The 4,906-nt window shown below is 69.4% G+C and carries 6 protein-coding genes; 5 read left to right on the top strand and 1 reads right to left on the bottom strand.

What is annotated here, in order from left to right; all coding sequences use genetic code 11:
- The 5 genes from VF794_RS00270 to VF794_RS00250 form a co-directional block, all read left to right on the top strand.
- The coding region (locus tag VF794_RS00270; protein ID WP_331106525.1) for a deoxynucleoside kinase at positions 1-256 on the top strand (256 nt) is incomplete at its 5' end.
- A gap of 163 nt (positions 257-419) precedes the next feature.
- Positions 420-1,313, top strand: a complete 894-nt coding sequence (gene panB / locus VF794_RS00265; RefSeq protein WP_331106523.1) for a 3-methyl-2-oxobutanoate hydroxymethyltransferase — start codon at positions 420-422, stop codon at positions 1,311-1,313.
- Between the two features lie 3 nt (positions 1,314-1,316).
- Positions 1,317-2,171, top strand: a complete 855-nt coding sequence (panC, locus tag VF794_RS00260; RefSeq protein ID WP_331106521.1) for a pantoate--beta-alanine ligase — start codon at positions 1,317-1,319, stop codon at positions 2,169-2,171.
- 13 nt (positions 2,172-2,184) lie between these two features.
- Entirely contained in the window at positions 2,185-2,673 is a 489-nt protein-coding gene (smpB, locus tag VF794_RS00255) for an SsrA-binding protein SmpB (protein ID WP_331106520.1), read from the top strand.
- A gap of 29 nt (positions 2,674-2,702) precedes the next feature.
- Positions 2,703-3,251, top strand: a complete 549-nt coding sequence (locus VF794_RS00250) for a ClpXP protease specificity-enhancing factor SspB (RefSeq protein ID WP_331106518.1) — start codon at positions 2,703-2,705, stop codon at positions 3,249-3,251.
- A 9-nt stretch (positions 3,252-3,260) separates the two neighbouring features.
- On the opposite strand, the gene VF794_RS00245 is transcribed toward VF794_RS00250, so the two are convergent.
- Positions 3,261-4,906 (bottom strand): protein kinase domain-containing protein (locus VF794_RS00245; RefSeq protein WP_331106516.1); only part of this gene is annotated, 1,646 nt, incomplete at its 5' end.

Genomic DNA, 4,906 nt, shown 5'->3' with positions numbered 1-4,906 from the left:
CGTGCTGCTCTACCGCATCAAGAAGCGCGGCCGGGAGTTCGAGCGGCAGTTCGACGCTGGCTACCTGGAGGACCTCGTCCACGCCTACAACGAGTTCTTCGCCCACTATAAGGAGACGCCGCTGTTGGTGGTGGACACCTCGGACATCGACTTCGTCCACAACGAGGGAGACCTCAAGGGGCTGATGGGCGCCATCGATCGGGCGCGTCAGGGCTCCCAGCACTACATGCCGGTGGGGAGCAAGCGGGCTGGATGAAGGGTCGTCTGGCCGGCTGCTCTCACGAGAAGTCCCCGCAGCGCTTTCAAGGGCGTTAGAGTCCCGGGTGGAAGGTCACTCCCGGCGAGCCCCCTGCGGGGACGGTGAGGGGTGTCCCTCCATGCATGGCAGGACGAACCCTCATCGCCAGAGGAGGTGAACCGTGAAGGACAAGGTCACCATCCATACGCTGAAGCGCCAGAAGCAGAGCGGCCAGAAGATCTGCATGGTCACCGCCTACGACGCCACCTTCGCCCGGGTCTTCGATGAAGCCGGAGCGGACGTGCTGCTCGTGGGTGACTCCCTGGGCATGGTCATCCAGGGGCACGAGTCCACGCTCCCGGTGACGATGGACCAGATGGTGTACCACTCGGCCGCCGTCACACGCGGGACGAAGCGGGCGCTCGTGGTGGGCGACATGCCCTTCATGAGCTACCAGGTCTCGGTGGAGGAGGCGGTGCGCAACGCTGGCCGCCTGGTGGCGGAGGGCAGGGTGGGCGCGGTGAAGCTGGAGGGCGGCGCCGAGTTCGCCGATGTCGTCTCCGCGATCACCCGCGCCAGCATCCCCGTCATGGGCCACCTGGGCCTCACGCCCCAGTCGGTGCACAAGATGGGCGGTTACGTGGTGCAAGGGCGGGACGAGGACGCCGCCCGGAAGATTCTCGAGGACGCCATCGCGCTGGAGCGCGCCGGCTGCTTCTCGCTGGTGCTGGAGGGTGTGCCGCTGGAGCTGGCACGCACCATCACCCAGCGCCTCTCCATTCCCACCATCGGCATTGGCGCGGGCAAGTACTGCGACGGGCAGGTGCTGGTCTGTTACGACCTGCTGGGGATGAACCCGGACTTCAAGCCCAAGTTCGTCAAGCGCTACGCCAACCTCCACGGCTCCATGACGGACGCCGCGGGCGCCTACTTCGCCGAGGTGCGCGCGGGCACCTTCCCGGATGAGGAGCACTCCTTCAAGTCCAAGCCCATCCGCCTCGTGGCCTCGAATCCCGAGGGTGAGGCCACCGACAGCGCGGAGAAGCTGGGCCCCGTGTACGGAGCTCCGGTCTAGTCCATGGCCCCCCTCGTCCTTCGCACCGTCGCCGAGACCGCCGCCTGGGCGGAGTCCATTCGTCGCTCGGGCCGCCGGCTGGCCCTGGTGCCCACCATGGGCTACCTGCATGACGGCCATGTCTCGCTGATGCGCGAGGGACGCGGTCGCGCCGACGTCGTCGCGGCCTCCATCTTCGTCAACCCCACTCAGTTCGGCCCCACCGAGGACCTGTCGCGCTACCCGCGAGACATGGAGGGGGACCTGGCGAAGTGCGCCAGCGCGGGGGTGGAGGCCGTCTTCGCCCCCGAGCCGTCCGAGGTGTACCCGCCGGGCTTCCAGACGTACGTGGAGGTAACGCAGGTGAGCCAGGGCCAGTGCGGTGCGCGCCGGCCCGGGCACTTCAAGGGGGTGGCCACCGTCGTCACCAAGCTGCTGTGCCTCTTCAAGCCGCACGTGGCCCTCTTTGGCGAGAAGGACTACCAGCAGCTCCAGGTCATCCGCGCCCTCGAGCGTGACCTGAACCTTGGAGTTGAAATCATTGGCATGCCCACCATCCGCGAGGCGGACGGGTTGGCCATGAGCTCCCGCAATGCCTACCTCTCTCCAGAGGGGAGGAAGCAGGCGCTCGCCTTGTCGCGAGGGATGGCGGCGGCCCAGGCGCTCTACCGTCAGGGTACGCGCGAGGTGCCCGTCCTGGTCAGCGCGGTGCGGCGTGAATTGGAGGCAGCGGGTCTGCGCGAGGATTATGTGGAACTGGTGGATGCCACCTCGCTGAGCCCCCTGTCGACCGTGAGTCCAGGCCAGCCAGCACGACTGCTGGTGGCGGCCTTCGTTGGTACCACTCGGCTGATCGACAATCAGCCCATCGGAGGCTAGAGGAAGCGAGCGTATGGCGGGTGGAAAGGGAAAAGGCGGGGTGGCGGGTGAGCCCGGCATCAGGATCATCTCCGAGAACCGCAAGGCACGCGCCGCCTACACGGTGGACGAGAAGGTGGAGGCCGGCCTCCAGCTCTCGGGCAGCGAGGTGAAGGCGCTGCGGGCCGGGACGGCCAACCTCTCGGACGCCTATGCCCTGCCCAAGGGCAGCGAGCTGTTCCTTCTCAACGCCCACATTGGCGTCTACAACCCCTCCAGCTTCTTCACCCACGAGCCCCTGCGCGGTCGCAAGCTCCTGATGCACCGGGAGGAAATCGACCGCTGGGTCACCAAGGTTCGCGAGCGAGGCTATTCCATCATCCCGCTCCTGCTGTATTTCAAGAATGGCCGGGCGAAGGTGGAGCTGGGGCTCTGTCGCGGTAAGACGCACGAAGATCGAAGGCAGGACATCAAGGAACGGGAGACGAAGCGGGAGATGGACCGGGCGATGCGCCGTCGCTGAAACGTCCCTCCTCCCCGCGGCGCACGTCGATGGACAAGAAGGGTCCCGAGAAGAAAGCGCGGCTGCTGGCCGAGCTCGACAAGGGCATGGTGATGATCTGTCTGGACGCACGCCGTCCGGGGGTCCTCGTGCCTCCCTCGCTGCGCACCGAGGCCTATCTGCGCCTCAACCTGTCCTACCGGTTCGATCCACCCGACCTGACGGTGGGCGAGTGGGGGGTGCGTTGCACGCTGAGTTTCTCCGGGAGCCGCTTCAAGGTGGCGGTGCCCTGGTCGGCGTTGTTCGCCATCACGAGCCAGGTGACGCGGGAGGAGTGGGTCTACCCGGACGACATGCCGCCCGAGGTCCTCCAGCAACTGATGCTGACGTCCAAGGCGTCGATCCCGGAGACCGGGGCGGAGCAGCCCGCCGCGCCGGCCCCGGCGGAGCGTCCGCGGGCCGTCCTCCGCGAGGTGGTGCTCCAGGAGCAGCCCCCGGCGGAAGAGGCGCCCGCCGCCCCCGCCCCGGCGGCGACCGAGGGCCCCCCCAAGGACGAGCCGCCGACTCCGCGGCGCGGTCACCTGCGACTGGTGAAGTGAGCGCGGGCCTCAGCGACGCAGCCGGATGTCCAGCGCTTCCGGCTGGCCTCCAATGAAGGTGCCCGTCCAGGGCTTGTAGCCCTTGAGCGTCAGCTTCAAGGGGATGTCCTGGCGCGGGTAGGCGTTGTCGATGACCAGGGGCGTCGTGCCCAGTTCCTCGCCGTCCACGAGCACGGTGGCGCCCGGCGGGTCGCTCTCGATGGAGAGCTGGGTCATGGTCGGCTTGGGGCCCAACAGGTAGCGCAGGGTGAGGAGCTGCTTGGAGAGTTGTGGCCACATCACCACGGCCCCGCCGAGCACCAGCAACAGCGTGGCCAGGAGGGCCATGGGGCGCACCAGGCGACGCCAGCGTGGCGCCTCGCGCAGGACGGGGAAGTCGCTCTCCGGCCGGGGTGCGCGCTCGGCCAACTGCAACTCCTCCTCCTCCATGTCCAGCACCGAGCGCAGGGCGGTGGGCGGAGCCGCCTGGGGCGCGGAGGTGACCACGGTCCGCGGGCGTGGAGGCTGGGGCGGAGGCGAGATGTCCTCGGCGAGCGCGGAGAGGTCTGGGGAGAGCTCCCGGGCGCAGCGGTCGCACGGGGCATGGGCCGAGGGCAGGGAGGCGTTGCAGCGGGAGCAGCGGAACTCGCGAGCCTGGACCGGTGGGGCGGCGGTGGGCAGGACGAGCCGACCACTCATGCTGAGCGCGGCGCCTCCGGGCTGTTCGTCCCACGGCTCGACGGACTGGAGCTGGGAGGCGGACGGCTCCACGGACCGGGTGGAGAGCGAGGGGCGTCGGACGGTCTGCGCCATCGGGCTCGGCTCGGCCCCGGGTTGGCTCGATGGAGCCGCGCCGGACTGCTCCTCGGAAGTGTCCGACAGCTCCAGCAGGGTGGGAGGCAGGTTGAGGTGGGCGAGGAACGCGGCCAGGGAGTGGGAGGAGGCGGGCTCGCCGGCCTGGGCGAGGTAGCGGGCCAGGGCCTCGGCCATGTCCTCCGGGCGGGGGAAGCGGGCCGCGGGCTCCTTGGACATGGCGCGCTCCACCATGGCGACCAGCGGCGCGGGAAGGCCGGTGAGGGGCGCGGGCTCCTGCTGGGTGATGGCCATGGCGAAGGCCATCGGGTCCTCCGAGCCAGTGTCGAAGGGGTGCTGCCCCGCGAGCAGCTCGTAGAGGACGATGCCGAGGGAGAACTGGTCGCTCTGGGCGGTGGCGGGCTGGCCGTGGAGCGTCTCCGGCGCGGCGTAGGGGAGCTTGCCCTTGAAGGTGCCGGGCTGGGTGCCCAGGGCCGCGCCCTCGATGCGGGCGATGCCGAAGTCCGTCACCTTCACCTCGCCCTCGCGCGAGACGAGGATGTTGGAGGGCGAGACATCGCGGTGGGCCGTCATCACGGGGCGACCGCCGTGCGTGCGCCGGTAGGCGTGGATGAGCCCCCCGAGCACCTGGGCGCCGATGAAGGCCACCAGGTGCGGAGGGAAGCGCTGGCCGCGCCGCCACGCATGGCGCAGCAGCTGGCCCAGGTCCCACCCGTTCACCAGCTCCATCACCAGGAAGAGGCCATCGGGGCCGCTGCCCACGTCATAGACGCTGGCGATGTTCTGGTGCTGGAGGTGGGTGGCCAGCCGCGCCTCGGCGAGGAACATCTGCGCGATGGCGGGCTCGCGCGCCAGGTGCGGCA

Origin of the sequence: Archangium sp. (assembly GCF_036389735.1) — a bacterium.
Taxonomy (GTDB): Bacteria; Myxococcota; Myxococcia; order Myxococcales; family Myxococcaceae; genus Archangium.
This window is presented reverse-complemented; position numbering and strand designations above follow the sequence as displayed.

Excerpts from the sequence above, each read along its gene's own strand:
- smpB (WP_331106520.1), top strand. The coding sequence starts at position 2,185 with ATGGCGGGTGGAAAGGGAAAAGGCGGGGTGGCGGGTGAGCCCGGCATC.
- VF794_RS00250 (WP_331106518.1), top strand. The coding sequence starts at position 2,703 with ATGGACAAGAAGGGTCCCGAGAAGAAAGCGCGGCTGCTGGCCGAGCTC.
- panC (WP_331106521.1), top strand. The coding sequence starts at position 1,317 with ATGGCCCCCCTCGTCCTTCGCACCGTCGCCGAGACCGCCGCCTGGGCG.